13 protein-coding genes are annotated in these 17408 nt (G+C 67.1%); 12 read left to right on the top strand and 1 reads right to left on the bottom strand.

The features are described 5' to 3' along the window. The first annotated feature begins 389 nt into the window (after nt 1-389). The 10 genes from VGR67_08175 (at nt 390) to hemE (ending at nt 9180) form a co-directional block, all read left to right on the top strand. Nucleotides 390-1502, top strand: a complete 1113-nt coding sequence (locus VGR67_08175) for a carbon-nitrogen hydrolase family protein (GenBank protein HEV8336374.1) — start codon at nt 390-392, stop codon at nt 1500-1502. A 141-nt stretch (nt 1503-1643) separates the two neighbouring features. Further along, nucleotides 1644-2945: a glycosyltransferase family 39 protein gene (locus tag VGR67_08170; protein HEV8336373.1), complete on the top strand. Its 1302-nt coding sequence runs from the start codon at nt 1644-1646 to the stop codon at nt 2943-2945. 40 nt (nt 2946-2985) lie between these two features. Continuing rightward, the gene (locus VGR67_08165) at nt 2986-3300 is read left to right on the top strand and encodes an antibiotic biosynthesis monooxygenase (GenBank protein HEV8336372.1); all 315 of its coding nucleotides are present in this window, start codon (nt 2986-2988) and stop codon (nt 3298-3300) included. Between the two features lie 7 nt (nt 3301-3307). Then, complete coding sequence (locus tag VGR67_08160; GenBank protein ID HEV8336371.1) at nt 3308-3844, top strand: GNAT family N-acetyltransferase; 537 nt, start codon at nt 3308-3310, stop codon at nt 3842-3844. 155 nt (nt 3845-3999) lie between these two features. Then, nucleotides 4000-5118, top strand: a complete 1119-nt coding sequence (locus VGR67_08155) for a S41 family peptidase (GenBank protein ID HEV8336370.1) — start codon at nt 4000-4002, stop codon at nt 5116-5118. Nucleotides 5119-5192: 74 nt separating this feature from the next. Beyond that, nucleotides 5193-5561 (top strand): VOC family protein, encoded by a 369-nt coding sequence (locus VGR67_08150; protein ID HEV8336369.1) that lies wholly within the window; start codon nt 5193-5195, stop codon nt 5559-5561. A gap of 11 nt (nt 5562-5572) precedes the next feature. Further along, nucleotides 5573-6565 (top strand): zinc-dependent alcohol dehydrogenase family protein, encoded by a 993-nt coding sequence (locus VGR67_08145; protein ID HEV8336368.1) that lies wholly within the window; start codon nt 5573-5575, stop codon nt 6563-6565. 97 nt (nt 6566-6662) lie between these two features. Continuing rightward, on the top strand, nt 6663-7529 hold the full coding sequence (locus tag VGR67_08140; GenBank protein HEV8336367.1) for a type II CAAX endopeptidase family protein: 867 nt from the start codon (nt 6663-6665) through the stop codon (nt 7527-7529). After that, nucleotides 7526-8122 carry a DNA-3-methyladenine glycosylase I gene (locus VGR67_08135; GenBank protein ID HEV8336366.1) on the top strand — a complete coding sequence of 199 codons (597 nt, stop codon included), beginning with the start codon at nt 7526-7528 and terminating at the stop codon, nt 8120-8122. The genes VGR67_08140 and VGR67_08135 overlap by 4 nt, the downstream gene beginning before the upstream one ends. Then, nucleotides 8119-9180, top strand: a complete 1062-nt coding sequence (gene hemE / locus VGR67_08130) for a uroporphyrinogen decarboxylase (GenBank protein ID HEV8336365.1) — start codon at nt 8119-8121, stop codon at nt 9178-9180. Before VGR67_08135 ends, hemE begins: the two co-directional genes overlap by 4 nt. Here the strand turns inward: hemE and VGR67_08125 are convergent. Further along, nucleotides 9163-10527 carry an NAD-dependent succinate-semialdehyde dehydrogenase gene (locus VGR67_08125; protein HEV8336364.1) on the bottom strand — a complete coding sequence of 455 codons (1365 nt, stop codon included), beginning with the start codon at nt 10525-10527 and terminating at the stop codon, nt 9163-9165. The two genes, hemE and VGR67_08125, sit on opposite strands and share 18 nt — an antisense overlap. A 136-nt stretch (nt 10528-10663) precedes the next feature. On the opposite strand from VGR67_08125, the gene VGR67_08120 reads away from it, so the two are divergent. Both VGR67_08120 and VGR67_08115 read left to right on the top strand, forming a co-directional pair. Beyond that, nucleotides 10664-10894 (top strand): hypothetical protein, encoded by a 231-nt coding sequence (locus tag VGR67_08120; protein ID HEV8336363.1) that lies wholly within the window; start codon nt 10664-10666, stop codon nt 10892-10894. Nucleotides 10895-11066: 172 nt separating this feature from the next. Beyond that, the gene (locus tag VGR67_08115; GenBank protein HEV8336362.1) at nt 11067-17258 is read left to right on the top strand and encodes an RHS repeat-associated core domain-containing protein; all 6192 of its coding nucleotides are present in this window, start codon (nt 11067-11069) and stop codon (nt 17256-17258) included. Nucleotides 17259-17408: the final 150 nt, after the last annotated feature.

Genomic DNA, 17408 nt, shown 5'->3' with positions numbered 1-17408 from the left:
CGTGGGCTCCTCCGAAAAGTTCCGGAGCATCGTACAACGATGAGTGATCACGTCAACGGGAAAATGAAGGGTTTTTCAGCATCCTGTTAGAGATACTGTACTTAATTCAGTCCAGTGTGGCACTTTTGACGAAGAGCTCCGTTTCCTGGCGGACCTCTTAAATGACGACGCGCTCAAATTAGCCCTGAGCACCATCCTTGGCGAAGTGGCGAAAGTGCAAAACCGGCCAGATATGGCTCTAGTTTTTATCCCTCCATGACGGTGAGGGATCGACCGATCAAGTCATGAATTGGTGAGCGGCACGTGAATCCAGACGGCCGCTTTCCGACTGGCTCGCGCTTTACATCTCGACAGGGAAGCGGCTACTATCGGCCTCTCGGAGAAGTCAGATGAGTGAGGTTTTTCAGACGGTCAAGGCCGCGGCGGTGCAGGCGGAGCCGGTGGTGCTTGACCGCGAAGCGACGGTGGACAAGGCGTGCCGGCTCATCGCGGAGGCGGCCGGAAACGGCGCGCGGCTGATCGTCTTCCCCGAGATGTTCATCCCCTGTTACGTCAACTCCGTCGTCTGGGGGAAGGGGATGGCGAGCTTCGGCTCGGATCGGGCCAAGCGCGCCTGGTCGAGGCTCTGGCGGAATTCGGTGGAGATCCCGTCGCCGGCGACTGACTGTCTGGGCCGCGCCGCGAAAAAGGCGGGCGCCGTCGTGGTGATGGGGCTGAACGAGCGCGAGGCGAAGCCGGGCTCTCTCTACAACACGATCCTCTTCATCGGATCCGGCGGCGAGATCCTCGGCAAGCACCGTAAGCTGGTCCCCACGAGCCATGAAAGGATGATTCACGCCCCCGGCGACGGCAGCACGCTGAGCGTCTTCGAGACCGCGGCCGGCAGGATCGGCGGCTTGATCTGCTGGGAGAACTGGATGCCGCTGGCGCGCTACGTCCTCTACGACCTGAAGGAGCAGATCCACGTGGCGCCGAACGCGGACGACCGGGAGATCTTCCTGGTGAACGCCCGGAACACCGCCGTCGAAGGCGGCGTCTTCGTCGTCTCCGTCTGCGCGGTGATGCGCAAGCAGTCCTTTCCGGCGGAGTTCGAGCTGCGGGAAGAGCTCGCGGCCGCGCCCGAGCTGCTGCAATCGGGCGGCAGCGCCATTATCGCGCCGGACGGCGAGTACCTGGCGGGGCCGCTGTGGAAGGAAGAGGGGATTCTCTACGCCGAGCTGGATCTCGGCCGGCTCGTCGAGGAGCGCCTGCTCCTCGACGTCACCGGGCATTACTCGCGACCCGACGTCCTGAGTCTGCGGTTCGACAGCTCGCCGCGGCCGAAGGTGGAAACGATCGGCCCGCCTTCAGACGAAGCGCGCCAGACGGATCGGAGTCTCGCGGCCGGCCCCACGCACGAGCCCGTCGGCCGGGGCCTTGGAAGGAAGGCGGCGAGAGACGCGCCAGCCTCCTTCGCCGCGGGCGATGCAGGGAATCCCGCCAATCCAGCGAAGCGTAAATGATCGCCCGGGCCTGGCACGGGAAGTTCCCGGCGGAAGCCGTTGGCATCGAACGATCATCGACCTGAATCTCTCGAAATATCGGATGACCTTCTCCGCGCCCATGGCAGACGTGCGCCGGGGTCGGTCCGAACGGAGGAAGCGGTGAGCGTGGACGGGCCCGACCGCGATTCAAGGCGGCGCTGGCGTGGCTTCTGGAGCTGGCTCGTCGCGGCCCTTCTGGTCCGGATCGGCACGGCGGCGCTGCTCGCGGGAAAGATCGCCGCGGCGGAGCGCGCCGGGTTCGCCAAGGACGCCGTCGACACCTACGACCCGCTGGTCAAGAGTCTTCTCGCCGGTCAGGGATTTGCTATCCCCCCCTGGGGAGCGACGGCTTTCCATGTTCCGGTTTATCCGCTTCTCATCGCCGGATCCCGGCTCCTCCTGCGTCACCCGCAGGCGTCCGTCCTGGCGGTGCAAGCCGTCTCCGGGGCGCTCGTCGTGGCGCTCGTCTTCCTGCTCGCCCAATCCCTGCTCGGGAACAAGCCGGGCCACCTCAGCGCCGCCCTGGCTCTGTTTTACCCGGACTTGATGGTCTACTCGCTCTTTAACCTTTCGGACATGCCCTATCTGGCGCTGTTTCTCGCCGGATCGGTTCTTCTGCTCTGGGTCGCGAGGTCGTCCAGGAAGGTGCGCGCGGTGCCCCTGGGCGTGGTCCTGGGCCTGGGCGCTTTGACGCGCGAATCGGCGGCGGGTCTTGCCGGCCTCTGGCTCTTCGTGCTGGCATGGAAGAAGGACCACGAGGGGCGGCGGCACCTCAAGGCCGCCACTCTGGCCGGCGTTACGTTCCTCTTGACGATTCTGCCCTGGGGGATCCGGAATTGGGTGGTCTTTCACGAAGTCATTCCACTCTCGACGAAGGGGGCGCAGAATTTTTACGAGGCGACGGTGATCCGCGACGCGCCCCTGAGCGGCTATCGTGAGGCCGGAGACGTCTTCATATGGCCCGCCAACGACCGGGAAAGGAGAGTGGCCGAAAGGCTGAAGCACGTAAGAAGTCGCCAGGAGCGCGATCGAATCTTCCTCGAGGCGGCCGCCGAGAACCTCCGTTCCGACCCTTGGGCTCAGCTGGTTCACGTCGGCAGGAAGTTTCTGTTCTTGTGGGGATCGACCCTCGGCCCGCGGCACGCCGCGCGGGTCGGGTGGGCGCCCATTCTGTGGGCGGCAGCGGTGTGGCATTACGGTATGCTGGGACTGGCGCTGGCGGGATTCTGGCGTCTGCGCAGAAACGGCGAAGTCTGGCTCGTCCTTCTCCTGCCCATCGCTTTCTTCACGATGGTCCACCTGCTCATTGGAGATGCCGAGCCGCGGTATCATCTGCCGGCTGTTCCGGCGCTCTTGACGGCTGCGGCCTCATGGGTGACTTCGCGGTGGGACGGGACCCGGCGCGACTCGAGGGAGAGATGATCGGCAATCGAAGCGAGACGGCCGGTTCGAGGGGAAGAAGATGATCGCCCGCGCCTGGCACGGCAGAGTTCCCCTGCACAAGGGGGAGGACTACCTTGATTTCTTGAAGAAGCGCGCCGTTCCGGACTACGAGGGGACTCCCGGAAACCGCGGTGTCTTCATTCTCCGGCGGGTCGAAAACGGCGAGGCGCACTTCCTGCTCATTACCTTGTGGGAGTCGCGGGAGGCGATACGCGCCTTCGCGGGAGACGACATCGAGCGCGCCCGCTACTATCCGGAAGACAGCGGCTTCCTCCTCGAGCTCGAGCCTAGAGTCAGCCACTACGAGGTCGCGGCGAGCCCCGAGCCGGCATGAGGGTGGAATGACCTCCTCCACATTCCGCATCGTTCCCGCCACCGCGAAGGACGCTTCGCTCGTTCTGCAGCTCGTCCGGGAGCTGGCCGAATACGAGCGCTCTCCGGGAGAGGTCGCGGCGACCGAAGAGGGAATCCGTGAAGCCCTCACCGGAGAGCATCCCGCCGCCGAGGCCTTGATCGCCTATGCGGGCGAGGAAGCGGCCGGCTTCGCCCTCTTCTTCCTGAACTTCTCGACCTGGTCGGGGCGGCGGGGACTCTATCTGGAAGACCTGTTCGTCAAAGCGGAGTATCGAGGCCGGGGGCTCGGTCGGATCCTACTGGGACGTCTCGCCCGGATCGCGCGCGGGCGGCGGTGCGCCCGGATGGAATGGGCGGTCCTGGACTGGAACAAGGATGCGATCGGCTTCTACGAGAAGCTGGGAGCGCAGGCCCAGAACGCCTGGACCGTGTTCCGGCTTTCCGGCGAAGCGCTGGAGCGGCTCGCCTCCGAAAAGCTTGATGGCGAGCCCGGCGACTCGTCGCGCCGGCCGCCGCTTCGATGATGAGCTCGAGATGCGCCTCTCGTCCTAAAACGACGCGCCCATGCCTGTCCCGGCTCGTCGCTCTCATCGGCGCGGTCGTATGGGTGCTGGGCGGTTCGGCTCCGGCTACGGCGTCTTCGGCCAAACAACGAGGCGCCGCGCCGAAAGCCGAGCGGATGGCGAGGCCCGGGTACTTCGACGTCTTGGGCCAGGAAATCGTCCGGCTCGTCCGGGAGAAGTTCTACGATCGGAAGGTGGCCGAGGCGTGGGCCGCGGCCCACGATCATTACGGCGCGGCAGCCGCGAGCCGCGGCGATTTCGATAAGCAGACGCGCGGCGCCCTGGAGGAGCTGAAAACTTCCCATACCGGCTTCTATACGCCCTCCGATCAAGCCTATTACGGTCTTCTCGCGATCTTCCGCGAGGCGGTGGGGGTCCGCTCGGTGGACTACGACGGGATCGGAGCCGACTTCACGCCGGACGGCTTCGTCCGGGCCGTCTTCGCGGGCGGTCCCGCCGAGAAATCGGGCCTGCGCCGGGGAGATCGCGTGTTGCAAGCCGGCGGAAAGGACTTCCAGCCGGTCCTGTCGTTCCGGGGACGCGCCGGCGGTAGAGTGATCCTGACCGTCGAGAGGACGGCGGGCGGCCCGGCGGCAGAGGTCACGGTCACGCCTCGCCGGATCGACCCGCGCGAAGAATGGAAGCAAGCCCAGAAGCTGGGAACGAAGCTGATTCGGCGCGACGGCAACGCCATCGCCTATGTGCCGCTTTTCTCGTGCGCGGGAGAGCAGTACCGGGAGGCGCTCCAGGATTCCCTCCAGGACGAGCTGGCGGAGGCCCGGGCGCTGATCCTCGATTTCCGCAACGGCTGGGGCGGCTGCAACCCCGATTTCGTGAGCCTCTTCGACCAGGCTCCGCCCGTCCTGGCCTCGATCGGGCGGGACGGCAAGGAGAGGGCGCTCGACTCCCAGTGGCGCCGGCCCCTCTTCATCCTGATCAACGGCGGGACGCGGAGCGGCAAGGAAGTGGTCTCCTACGCGGTGCAGAAGCATCGCCTCGGCAAGCTGATCGGCGAGCGGACGGCCGGCGCGGTCTCGGGCGGGACCTGCTTTCTGCTCTCGGACCGATCGCTTCTGTTCCTCGCCGTCTCGGGAGTCCGCGTCGACGGAGAGATCCTGGAAGGACGGGGCGTTGACCCCGACGTGAAGGTCGAGGACGCGCTGCCTTACGCGGCGGGGGCCGATCCCCAGCTGGACCGGGCGATCGAGCTGGCCGCCAGGGCGGCCTCCGGATAGTCCGCTCGCCGGATCGTCTCGAGAAGGCGGGCTTTCATTTCAGGCCGGGCTGTAAGCCGGGCGGGAGCTGAAGCATGATCGATCACATCACGCTGAACGTCAAAGACGCCAAGAAGAGCCGCCAGTTCTTCACCGAGGCGCTCGCGCCGCTCGGGTACCAGGTCGTCATGGAATATCCGGGCGGCGTCGGCTTCGGAATCGGGGGGAAGCCCGATTTCTGGATCCGCAAGAGGACCCCTTCCGCCGGCGGCACGCACGTCGCCTTCACCTCCAAGGAGCGCTCGAAGGTGGACGCGTTCTATGGCGCCGCCATCAAGGCGGGCGGCAAGGACAACGGAAAGCCGGGAATTCGCGAGCACTACCATCCGAGCTATTACGGCGCGTTCGTCCTCGATCCCGACGGCAACAACATCGAAGCAGTCTGTCACGAGGCGGTGGACTGACCCAGGGCATGATGCGCGCGATGGTCCTGGACGCTCCCGGGCGTCCTTTGCGCGACGCTCGGCTCCCCATCCCGGAGCCGTCGCCGCGGCAGGTCCTGCTGCGCGTCTCGGCCTGCGGCGTCTGCCGGACCGATCTGCACATCGTGGACGGCGACCTGCCGGCCCCCCTTCGGCCGCTCGTTCCCGGGCACGAGATCGTCGGGACGATCGCCGCGACCGGCGGCGAGGTGGAGGGCTGGAAGGAAGGGGATCGCGCCGGGGTTCCGTGGCTCGGCGAAACGTGCGGGGTCTGCGGCTATTGTCGCTCCGAGCGGGAGAACCTCTGCGATAGCGCGCGCTTCACCGGCTATCAGATCGACGGGGGGTACGCGGAGTACGCCGTGGCCGACGCCCGCTTCTGCCTCCCCCTCCCCGGGGAATTCTCCGACTTGCAGGCGGCGCCGCTGCTGTGCGCCGGTCTCATCGGCTATCGATCGCTCAAGGCGGCCGGGGAGGCGGAACGGATCGGGTTCTACGGATTCGGCGCCGCCGCGCACCTCGTCATCCAGGTGGCGCGGTCGCAAGGACGCCGGATCTTCGCGTTCACGCGCCCCGGCGACGAGGAAGGGCAGCGCTTCGCCCGGGAGCTCGGCGCCGAATGGGCCGGAAGCTCCCTGGAGCCGCCCCCCGAGCCGCTCGACGCCGCCATCCTCTTCGCGCCGGTCGGTTCCCTGGTCCCCGTGGCCCTGCGGGCGGTCGGGAAGGGAGGCACGGTGGTCTGCGCCGGCATCCACATGAGCGACGTCCCGGCCTTTCCCTACGAGCTGCTGTGGGGGGAGCGGGTGATCCGATCGGTCGCCAACCTGACGCGCCGGGACGGCCGCGAGTTCATGGAGCTGGCACCCCGGATCCCGGTCCGCGCCGACTGGCGCGCTTATCCGCTTGCGGAAGCCAATGCGGCGCTGGCAGAGTTCCGGGATGGCAAGGTCAAGGGCGCCGCGGTCCTGATCGTGGGCTCGCAATGATGAGGGCTGCGAGTGGGCATGCTATCGCTTTGTCGGCCGCGCCGGAACGGCAAGGGGCGGCGCAACGGGCGCCTCTAGTGTTTCGTTGGAAGGCTCGATGAGCGTCCTCGAGTTGTGGAACCGCGTTCCGAAGCTGATTCGCGCCGTCGTCCTCGGCTTGCTGGTGACCGGCACGGGCCAGCTTCCCTGGACCATCCTGGTCGGTTTGAACATCCAGAACGCTCCTTCGATCCCCTGGAGCGTGCCATTGATGGCGGCGTACCTCGTGGTCTGGTGGCTTTACCTCAAAGGATGGGGCCCGCCGCGCTCCACCCGCGAGGCCCGGCGCCGCAACCTGCGGGCCGGCGTCCCGCCGCGCGCCGTATGGATTCAGTCGCTGCTCACCGCGGGCGTGGCGGGACTCGCCCTGCGGATGCTGGCGGACGCCGCCCGGCAGCTTTCTCCCCGGCCCGGCCAGGATCTCATCCCCCGGGAAATGCTGGCGCAGTATCCCTTCATCACCGTCCTTTGCCTGCTTCTGGGAACCGCCGTCGTCTCGGGCACCGTCGAGGAGGCCGCGTTCCGCGGCTACATGCAATCGACGCTCGAGCGCCGGTACTCGCGGCGCGCCGCGATCCTTTGGGTGGGCCTGATCTTCAGCCTCGCCCACTACCGCACCGAGGCGCCCGATCCGATTCCCTGGCTCATCTTCATCCCGATCTACTTCGCGGCCTCCATCGTCTTCGGCTTGCTCGCCTCCCTCACGGGCTCCATCCTTCCCGGATTGCTTTGTCACGTGGCGTTCAATGCCTGCGGGCTGCTCCAATTCTGGCTCGCGGGGGTCCCGAGGTCCGTCTGGGAGGTGGGGTTCGGGACGTCGTTCTGGATCAAGCTCGGGCTCGGCGTCCTTTTCGGGGCGGCAGCCGCGCAGCTCTACCGAAGGCTCGCGGCGTCGGCGGCCGCGCGCCTGCCGGTGCCGGCATGATCGCCGCGCCGGCGAAGCGCCGCTGCCGCTGGGCCGCCTCCGACCTGGCGATCGCTTATCATGACGCGGAGTGGGGGGTTCCGTCGCACGACGACCGGCACCTCTTCGAGCTGCTCATCCTGGAAGGAGCCCAGGCGGGCTTGAGCTGGGAGACGATCCTGAGAAAGCGCCGGAGCTACCGCAAGGCGTTCGATCGGTTCGATCCGGCGCGCGTCGCGAAGTACGGCTCCGGAAAGGTCGCGGAGCTGCTGGGCGATCCGGGGATCGTGCGGAACCGCCTGAAGGTCGGCGCCGCGATCGGCAACGCCCGGGCGTTCCTGGAAGTCCAGCGGCAGTTCGGGAGCTTCGATGCCTTCCTGTGGGGTTTCGTCGGCGGGCGGCCGAAGGTCAACCGCTGGAAGATCCCCTCCCAGGTCCCGTCCCGGACGCGGGAGTCGGACGCTTTGAGCGCGGCGCTGCGCCGCCGCGGCTTTCGGTTCGTCGGCTCGACGATCTGCTACGCTTTCATGCAGGCGGTGGGGATGGTGAACGATCATGCCGTGACCTGTTTCCGGCACGCGGAGCTGTCCGGGCCCGCCGGGAGGCGGACGTGAGCGCGCCCGTCTCCCCGCGCTCGGAGCGGTTCCTGAAGGCCTGCCGGCGCTCGCCGGCCGATTGCACGCCGATCTGGATCATGCGCCAGGCGGGCCGCTATCTGGAGGAGTACCGCAAGCTCCGGAAGAAGCACGCCATGCTGGAGATGGCCAGGACGCCCGAGCTGGCGGTCCAGACCACCCTGATGCCCCTCGAGAAGTTCGAGCTCGACGCGGCGATCCTGTTCTCCGACATCATGATTCCGGTCGAGGGGATCGGCGTCGGCTTCCGGATCGAGGAGAACGTCGGTCCCATCGTCGACCAGCCGATTCGCAGCGAGGCCCAGGTGCGGGCGCTGCGGCGATTCGAGCCGGACCGGGACGTTCCCTTCGTCCTCGAGGCCGTCCGGCAGATTCGGCGCGAGTTGGACGGGCGCGTCCCGCTCATCGGCTTCGCGGGCGCTCCATTCACGCTGGCCAGCTACCTGATCGAAGGGAGGAGCCCGCGGCAGCTCCGTCTGACGAAGCGGGTGATGCTGGAAGAGTCAGCTCTTTGGGACGGCCTCATGATGCATCTCACCGACACCGTCATCGACTACCTGAAGGCGCAGGCGGCGGCGGGCGCCCAGGCGCTGCAGCTCTTCGACAGCTGGGTGGGAAGCCTGAGCCCCGAGCACTACGGGCGATACGTGCAGCCCTACTCGGCGCGCATCTTCCGCGAGTGCTCCGGGCTCGGCGTGCCGCTCATCCACTTCGGCACCGAGACCTCGACCCTCCTCGCGAAGATGGCCGAGGCGGGAGGCGACGTCATCGGCGCCGACTGGAGGATTCCGCTGGACGAGGCCTGGGACCAGATCGGCCACGGTCGCGCCATTCAAGGCAATCTCGACCCCTGCGTCCTGTTCGCCGACTTCGAGGTCGTCCGCCGGGAAGCGAAGCAGGTCCTGGCCCGGGCCGCCGGCCGGCCGGGGCACATCTTCAATCTCGGGCACGGCATCCTCCCCGAAACGCCCGTCGACAACGTCCGCCGTCTCGTCGACTTCGTCCACGAGGCCTCCGCCTCATTTCACCCAAACTGACTTGACGTTCACGAACTCCTTGATACCGTAGGCTCCCAGCTCCCGGCCGAAACCCGATTGCTTGATCCCGCCGAAAGGAAGGGCCGGGTCCGATCTCACGAAATCGTTGATGAAACAGGACCCGCAGCGCAGCCGGGCGGCGAGCTTCTCGGCGCGCCCGGGGTCCGAGCTGAAGATCGCCGCGCCGAGGCCGTACGGGGAGTCGTTGGCGGCCTCGATCGCCGCCGCCTCGTCTTCGACGGGAAGGATGGCGGCGACCGGTCCGAAAAGCTCCTCCTCGTACGCCGGCATCCCGCGGGCGACGTCCGTCAGCACCGTGGGCGGATAGAAGGCCCCCGCCATGTTCGGCAGCGTCCCGCCCAACAGGCATCGAGCGCCTGCCTCGATGCTGAGACGCACCTGGCGATGCAGGTTGTCTCTCAGGTCGAGCCGGGCCAGCGGGCCGAGGTCGGAGGTTTCGTCCAGAGGGTTGCCCATCTTCTTGGCGGCCATGCCCGCGACGAAACGTTCCTCGAATCGGCCGCGCAGCGACTTCGGGACGATGAAGCGCTTCGCCGCGATGCAGCTCTGTCCGCCGTTGACGAGACGGCTGGCGATGCACTTCCCGACCGCGTCGTCGAGGTCGGCGTCGTCCAGCAGGATGTACGGATCGCTTCCGCCCAGCTCCAGGACGCACTTCTTCAGCGACTCTCCCGCTTTCCGCGCCACGGCGCGCCCGGCGGCCGGGCTTCCCGTCAGCGTCACGCCCTGGACCACGGGATGCCCGATCAGCTCCCCGGCGGTGTCGGTGTCGACCAGCAGCGGGCGCACCAGACCCTCGGGGACGCGGGTCTCGCGGAACAGCCGCTCGATGGCGAAGGCGCAGTCGGGGACGCTCGGGGCATGCTTCAGCAGAATCGCGTTTCCGGCCATCAGGGCGGGAGCCCCGAACCGGAAGATCTGCCAGAAAGGGAAATTCCACGGCATGATGGCGAGCAGGACGCCGAGGGGCTCGAAGGTCACGTAGCTGCGTGAGGCGGCGGTGGCGGCCGGCTCCGGCTGGAGCATGCGCGGCGCGTGTTCCGCGTAGTATTCGCAGCCCAGCGCGCACTTCTCGATCTCGGCGCGTCCTTCGCGCAAGGGCTTGCCCATCTCGCGCGCCATGATCTCGGCGTGCTCGGTCGCCCGCTGCCGAAGAGAATCCGCAACGCGGCGCAGGCACGCGGCCCGATCTTCGAAGCCCGTGTCCCGCCACTTCAGGAACGCGGCCTGGCTCTGGGCCAGGATCCCGGCCACCGTATCGGCCGGCATCAGCTTGTAGTTCTTGAGGACCTGCCCCGTCGTGGGATCCACGCTTACGAAACCCATGTCGCCCCACCCAAAGAAAGTGCTTCTCCAAGGCGCATGCCGGCCAAGGCCGGCGCCGATTTGCGGGATCTAACCTACATCAGACACGGTGATCCGATCCATCCGCCCAGGATGAAGGTCTTGCCGGCGGAAAAAAATGGGCGCCGTTCCGCCTCCGCGCCCGCGTCCCTGTTCGGGCACGAACGCCGCGGGCTCGGCGGTCCGCATCCGCACGGTGCGTGAGGCGGGCTCCAAGCCACGGGCGTGCCCCAAACCCCTGGGGCGCCGCCGGCGCGCCGTCATGAGCCTCGGGCCGGGCGCCCGGATCGGATCGCTGAAGCTCCACCGGCGCAAGGGGTTGGCGCATCGCGGTCGATGGCAGGACTGAGGCCCTCGCCGTCGCGCTCCGCCTCGCGTGAGGATCCCTCCAGGAATGGCGCGGCGGCGGCATTTGTCTTGCTCCGAGGCGGCGCCAATGACGCTTCGGTCCATGACTCGTCCCTCCGCCCCGGCCGAGCCCAGGCCAGAGCCCAAACCAATTTCGCCTGGGGGAGGTCGAGATGATCCGACGGCTCGTCTGTCTGGCATTGGCGGGAATCCTGGCGTCCGCATCCGCGGGCGCCGTCCACCGAAGGGAGATCAGCGGCAGCGGCTCCGGCGGGGGCTACTCCCCCGGCGGCGGGCCGCCGCCGGGGCCCACGATGTTCCGCCCCGATTTCACCGAAGAAGAGCCCTACCGCAATCCGGACATGGGGCCCCTCGGCGTGGTGCTGTCCAACGGCGAGTTCCAGCTTGCGGTGACCGACCTCGAGATCCCCGGCCGCGGGTTTCCGTTCCGGCTCGAGCGGACCTACCGCAGCAAGCGGGACGGCGCGGGAAGCCTTCTGGGGATGGGCTGGCACTTGAGCTACGACGAGTACCTGCGCGCCGGCATCTGGGTGGACGAATACGGCGAGGGTCATTCCGCCATTCAATGGACCATGGGAAACGGCTGGCGGGATCTGTGGGTGAACGTGGACGGAAGCGGCTATCAGCCCTTCGGCGGCTTCTTCGGGAAGATCCGCTCCCTCGGCGCCGGCGGCTTTCAGATCCGGTACGCCGACGGGACCGTGAAGACGTTCGGTCTCGCCACCATCCGGCCTCCGGAGGAGGGCCTCGTCTGGGTCCTGACCCGCATGGAGGACCGGAACGGCAACGCCCTCTCGATCCGCTTCCGCCCCTCGGCGGGCTCGACGGCGCAGCGGATCGACACGATCACCGACACGATGGGCCGGAACGTCTCGTTCGCCTACGACGCCGCCGACCGCCTGGTCGCGGTGACCGATTTCGCCGGGCGGCGGATCGATTACGGCTACGACGAATTCGACCATCTGGTCTCGGTCAAGGCTCCCGCGGTCACCGGGACGCCCAACGGGAACGACTTCTGCGACGCCGGCTGCCCGGTGCCGCGCAAGACCACGCTCTACCGCTATGCCGCCGGTGACGGCTGCACGGAGCCGAATCTCCTGCACAACCTGACCGCCGTCGTCAGCCCGCGCGGGGAGCAGTTTCTGACCAACCGCTACGCGGCTGCCGCCGATCCACGGTGCGGGGAGATCTCGGCCTCCGCGTCGACCCTCGACTTCGTCAAGGAGCAGCGCTATGGCGACGGCACCGTCCGGTACGGCTATCGCTTCCTCAATCCGTCCGATTCCGGCCTGGAGACGGCGGTCCTGGAGACGACGGTGACCGATCGCAATGGGAACGAGCAAGTACACGAGTTCAACCGGCAGGGAAACCCTCTGCGGGTCGTCACCCGGACGAACCGGGGGATACGGACCTTCGAGGGCAGCGACGAGGGGGATTATGTCGTCACCTACCACTACGTCGAGAACGGCGGCGGGATGATCTCCTGGAGGACGGAGTCGGGCGGCCTGAACGTCGACGCCGAAGGGCGGGTCGTGCCTTACGACGAAGGGACGACCATCCAGAACGTCTACGACCAGCAGAATCCGGACATCTTCCAAAGGGGTAACTTAGTGTCGGTCACCCGGACGCCCGACGCCGGCCGGGGCGCGGCCCAGGAGAGTCTGGTCACGTCGTTCACCTACGAACCGCTCTTCAACCAGCCGTCGAGCGTCGCCGATCCGCGAAACCACCGCACGTCGATCACCTACGACTACCAGGAAGGGAGCTTCGCGAGCCTGACCGCGGGTTCGCCCCCTCCCGCCTCCGTCGACCCCGCCTGGTGGAAGCAGGACGAGATCCGGAGCTTTCTCGAAAACGGCGGCGGAAATCTGGGGGACCAGAACGGAGACGGCTACCATCGCAGCGGCAACGCCGTGCGCGTCTCGCAGGGCTCCATCACGCACGCCGGCGGATCCCGGAGCGAGGAGATCGTCACGACCCTGGCGTATAACGGTTTCGGGCTCCCCACCACCCGGCGGGACGCCGAATTCAACGAGAGCCGGTTCCTGTACTTCGCGGAAAACGATCCCGACGGGAACGGGACGCTCTCGCCGTCACCCGCGGACGGGCGGGTGCTTTCGGCCGCGGCCGGCTCCGGCGGGGGAGGTTATCTGCAGCGCCAGATCCAGGATGCGACGCCGGCGATGCCGCTTCCCTCGCCCCCTCCGTTGCAAGGACGCGAAAGCGGCCAGAATCCCCCGCCCCAGAACGTCGTGTCGACGTTCGCCTATGACCCGGCCGGGAATCTCAGGAGCCTGACGGACGGTCGGGGAGTCCGGACCGATTACGTCGTCAACGCCCTCAATCAGGTCGTCGAGACCGTCCGCGCCGCGGCGAGCGCCGATCCCGGGTCGCCCCCTTTCGGCATCCGCGAGCAGTTTCGCTATGACGCCGCGAACAACCTCGTCCAACGGCGCCAGGAGCGCCGGGACGACGCCTCCGCGGCGCCGGTCGACCGCTGGATCACCACCGACATGACCTACGACGGCTTGGATCGGAAGCTGACGGAGACCCTGAGCACGGACGACGTCCCGGCCCTCCGGCTCACGACCGCGTTCGCCTATGACGGGAACGGCAATCTGCGCAAGACGATCTTCCCCGCCGGCAACGTCCTGCTCCGATTCTATGACGAGCGGGACCTTCTGTTCCGCGAGGTGGCGCTGAAGAGCCCGTCTCCCGATCCGGCCGACATGAGCTTCGATCCCGCCGCCGACTCGGTCACCCGCTTCGATTACCAGGGGTCGGGTAAGGTGATCCGGCGGATCGATCCGGAAGGCCATGCGACCCTCCTCGGATACGACGGGTACAACCGCCAGATCGTCTCCTTCGACGCCGCCTTCCAGAGGACGGCGCTCGCTTACGACGCGGGCGGGAACCTGGTCTCGCGCGTCGTCACGGGCTCCCTGGGGGGAGCCACGCCCGCACCCTCCGGACCCCCGGCGGCTCCTTTTCCCGAGATCTCGAGCCAGAGGTTCTTCCACGACGAGCTGGGGCACCTGCGCCGGACCGACACCAAGTTCTTCCGCTACGAGGGCGAAGCGCAGATCTTCCTGACCACCGACGCGAACGCCGGCCTGACCACGACGCCCGATCCGTCGGAGGAGCCGGCGCCGGCGGCGGGGGACGGATGGACGACACGGCTGGCGCGCTTCGACCGCTTGGGCAGGACGGCGGAGGAGACCGATGACGGCGGCCGCCGGACCGAGACGCACTACGACGGGCTCGGCCGGGTGCTGCGCGTGTCCAGGAATCCCGTCGCTCCCTTCGTCTACGTTCCCGGAGGCACGGATGAGCGCAACGCGATCCAATACGCCTACGACGCCGACGGCAACGTCGTCGAGATCCTCGAGACGGAATGGGGGAGCGATCGAAGCGATCCCGCCCGGCCCAACCGAAAGCTGCCCTCGCAGAAGCACCGGACCACGTTCCGCTTCGATGCGCTGAACCGACTCGTCGAGACGACGGTGGTGGGGCGGGTCGGCGCCGCGCCGCTGAATCTGACGACGGCGATGGCCTACGACAGCCGGGGGAACAAGATCCAGCTGACCGATCCGGCGGGCGGCCGGACGAAGTCGTTCTACGACGGACTTGGCCGGCTGCGGCGGACGGAAGCAGGGTATCTCTGGAATGGGGCCGCCGAAAGCGTCCCGGCCGGGCTGATGAATCCCGCCAATCCCGACGGCAAAATCACGACGCGGTTCGACTACGACGCCAACGGCCGGATGATCGCGATGACGGACGACAACGGCCGCCTCACCGCCTTCGCCTACGACGGCTTGAACCGGCGGACCGGCGTCACCTACCCGGACGGCAGCTCGCGGAACCTCGGCTACGATCGGGACTCGCTTCCGGCCCTCTGGGATCAGCTCGGGCCCGGCGCCGCGCGCCTCGCGGTGACGACGCGCTACGATGCGTTACACCGGCCCATCCAGAAGGACGTGGACAATTCGGGCGCACCGACTTTCCTCGGGACGAGGCGGCAGCGGTTCGAGTACGATGGCGCGGGCCGGGCGACGCGCGCCGTGGACGATACCGATCTCGCCGACGGCGCGCCGGACAGCGAAGTGATTCTCGCCTATGATTCACTCGGCGACGTCGTCACGGAGACCCAGGGCTATCGCGACGCCACCGGAGCGGCGCTCTCACAGGGCGCTCACACGGTACGGTCGGTCTACAACGGGGCGGGATTCCGCACCCGCCTGATCTATCCGGGCGGCCGCGCGGTCACTTTCGTCCCCGACGAGCTGGATCGAGTGAGCGACTTGCTCGATGGCTACACCGGCTTGACGCGCTACGACTATCTCGGCCCCGTGCGCCTGCTGAACCGGCTGCATCCGAACGGTACGAAGCTGACGCTCCTCGCGGATGCCGCCGACACCCTGGCCTCCGGTTACGACGACGCCCGCCGGATCGTCGATTTCGCCACGCGCAGCGCGGGGGGCTCGCCGGCCGCCCTTGCCGAATTCGCCTACGCCTACGATGCGGCGGGAAACCGTCGCTATGAAAGGCGCGTCCATGAGCCGATGGGGACGAACTGGAAAGGGGAGGCCTATGAGTACGACGTGCTCCATCGTCTCACGAAGCGATCGGAAGGGATCCTGAATGCGGCAGGCGCCCTGCAAGGATCCGCGGGCGCGAGCCAGGCCTTCACCCTGGACGGCCTCGGAAACTGGAGCTCCACGAAGACGAACGGCACCATTTTCGACAACGGCGTGAACACTTTGAACCAATACAAGATGTTCGCCGGCCCGGCGGGAACGGCGAAGCTCGCCTACGACATCGCCGGAAACCTCAGCGGCGCCGTGACGGGCGGCAACGAGCGGCAGTTCGCCTACGATTTCTCGAACCGGCTCGTCCTCCACCTCGATGCGGGGCAGAACCTCACGACCTATCGTTACGACGCCCTGGGGCGGCGGATCTCCAAGACCCTCAACGGCTCGAGCGTCACGCGCTTCGTCTACGACGGGGATCGGATCATCGAAGAGCGCGACGGAGGCGGAAGCCTCGTCGCGGCCTACCTGAACGGCCCGGGGATCGACGAAGTCTTGTCGCGCCGGCGGTGGTCGGGCGCGCAGTCCGCGGATCTCTTCTACCACACCAATGCCGTGGGGTCGGTAACGGCGGTGACGAGCTCCTCCGGCCAGATCGTGGAGCGCTACCGCTACGACTCCTTCGGGCAGGTGACGTTCCTGACCGCGGCGGGCACGGCGATCGTCTCCTCCGCCGTCTACAACAACGTCCTCTTCACGGGGCGCTATTACGACACCGAGAGCCGCCTCTACGACTTCCGGGCCCGGACCTACGATCCCTATCTCGGGCGCTTCCTCCAGAGGGATCCTCTGGGCGAGACCGCGTCGATCAACCTCTACGCCTACGCCTCGGACAACCCGATCAACGCCGTCGACCCGACGGGAACGAAGACGTTTCCGGGGGGTTGGGCCGGGCGGCAGCTTCAGGGGATCGCCCAGCGCCTCTCCGGGGCCGGATGGAGCGTGCAGCAGAAGATGCAGTATCGCCCGGGGCATTACGCCAACCACGTGAACGCCAACTTCGATTCGTTCGCGGCCGCTCAGGCAGAGGAGATCTGGTATGCGGACTACGAACGCGAGCAGGCGGAGTGGGCCGACAAGCGGGCGCGCGTCGCCGCGCATGACATCCGGAACCAGGTGGCCGAGTCACTCAAGCGCAGCGGATCGAACGTCGAGCATCCCGAAGGCATCGACATCCTCATCGTCGGATTGAACCAGAGCATCCTGGATGAATTCGCCGGTACGCGGGACGACACCGATCTCGACACCCAGGCGATGAATTTCATCAAGGCGGGTCACGTCGTCATCGTGGTGAACGCCGACGATCTCGCGACCTCGGCGCTGGGGCCGAATTTCTCGAGCAACGCCATCGACTTCCTGGCCGACCAGGTCATGAGCTTGACGAGGGGATCGTCAACGGTCCGAATCAACATCGAAGGGTTCAGCAGAGGAACGGGGGCCTCGGTAGACCTGACGAACGAGCTCACCGGCGACCGGCGCGTCGATGGCGGACGAATCAGCGATTTCCTGATCGATCCGTTCGTCGGGAAGGGCAGCGCGAACATCGTGAACACCTCGGTGAGCACGATGCTCTTCTATTCGGCGAACTTCTCACCGGTCAAAATGGTGGCCCCGCTCTTTGGCTACGGCAGATGGGTGACGAAAGGCGACAAGATCCTATCTGGAAGCTCCTATCCCGCGACGCATGGAAACATGGATTCCTATTCCGGCGGTGTTCTCGGCATCATCGACCAGGCAATTCTCGGGGGACCATGAAGATGCGGAATTCGCGAAGAACGCTGCCGGCGCTGGTGCTCTTGATTTTTCCGGTACTCATCAGTGCGGAGACCCGAGAGGAGCAAATCGCTTCGGCTCGAGCTCTCCTCGCAGAAGACGGCCGGAAGTCGTTCTCCTTTGCGCAACACG

The organism is Candidatus Polarisedimenticolia bacterium (assembly GCA_036004685.1).
Lineage (GTDB): Bacteria > Acidobacteriota > Polarisedimenticolia > Gp22-AA2 > AA152 > DASYRE01.
The sequence above is the reverse complement of the archived record's forward strand: the minus strand, read 5'-3'. Positions and strand labels throughout refer to the sequence as shown.